Genomic DNA, 1,148 nt, shown 5'->3' on the forward strand with positions numbered 1-1,148 from the left:
TGTCGAGGTCGTCGTACTCGTAGACGGTGTCCCGCCACTTGGTGCGGGCCACGTCGGTGTACTCGCGCAGCCGCTCCACGCGGCCCTCGGCGTCCTCGAAGGTCGCCGTTGACCGTGTCGCCCTTCGGCGGGATCGTCGTGGAGACGTCCCCGTCACGTTCGGTGGTGGTGCGCAGCTTCTCCGTGCCGCGGTAGTACGTGACCTCCGCGGTGGGCTGGCCCATGCCGTCGAAGAGGACACGGTTCTGGGAGGTGACGTCGTTGTCCCCGACCTGGAGCAGCTTCGCCTCGGGCTCGGCGACGTTGTAGTAGCCGTCGTTCTCCTTCCACTGGCGCCCGGCGCTGTCGTAGAAGGTGTCGTTGACGATCCGTCCGGCGCCGATCGCCTTGTCCTGGGTCTGCCGCTCGCGCAGCAGGCCGTCGAGGATCTCGTAGGACACGGCGTACTGGCCGTTGTCCTTCAGGGTGCGCGTGGTGACGATGGTCGGGCCGTCGCGGCGGACGGTGTAGTCGTACGTGGCCGTGGGGGTCTGGGTCGCCGGGTCGCGGTCGATCTCCCAGACCTTCAGGAGACGGCCCAGCGGGTCGTACTCCATCGTGGCCTTCTTGCCGTTGGCGTCCTCCTCGGTCAGCGGCAGGCCGCGGACATCGTCGAACACCGTGGTCTCGGTGTGTTCGAGGGGGTCGGTGGAGATCTGCTGGGTGGGGCGGGCCACCGTCGTGGGCACGTACTTGACGGACGTCTTACGGTTGTCCGCGTCCCAGGTCGCGGTCTCCCGGCCGTGGATGTCGTACTCGGTGCGGTCGATGGTGACGTAGCCGTCGCCGGTGCCGTTCAGCTCCTGGATCTCGGTGGGCAGGCCCTTGGTGGGGGCCGCGCCGAAGGCCAGGTTGTCGTAGAGCGTGCGGGTGTCCTCCACGACCTCGCCGCCGGTGGTGCCGCAGGCGCCGAGCACGGTCTTCTCCCGCGATTCCGGCTCGATCAGGTACGCCGTGGTGTTGCGGACGTAAGTGACCGTGGAACAGCGGACCTTGCCACCGGGGCTCTTGTCCTCCACCTGGTACGGCAGACCGTAGCTGTCGTACTTGGTGGTCTCGGTCGAGGTGCGCCAGGTGTCGCCCTTGACGCGCTCGCGGGTGCGAACGGT

Annotated in this window: 1 pseudogene; it reads right to left on the bottom strand. The window is 68.1% G+C overall.

The features are described from left to right. Positions 1-1,148 (bottom strand): annotated as a pseudogene (locus AC5P09_RS51890) (RHS repeat-associated core domain-containing protein); the annotation flags it as partial.

The sequence above is a fragment of the Streptomyces sp. a15 genome (genome assembly GCF_059026085.1).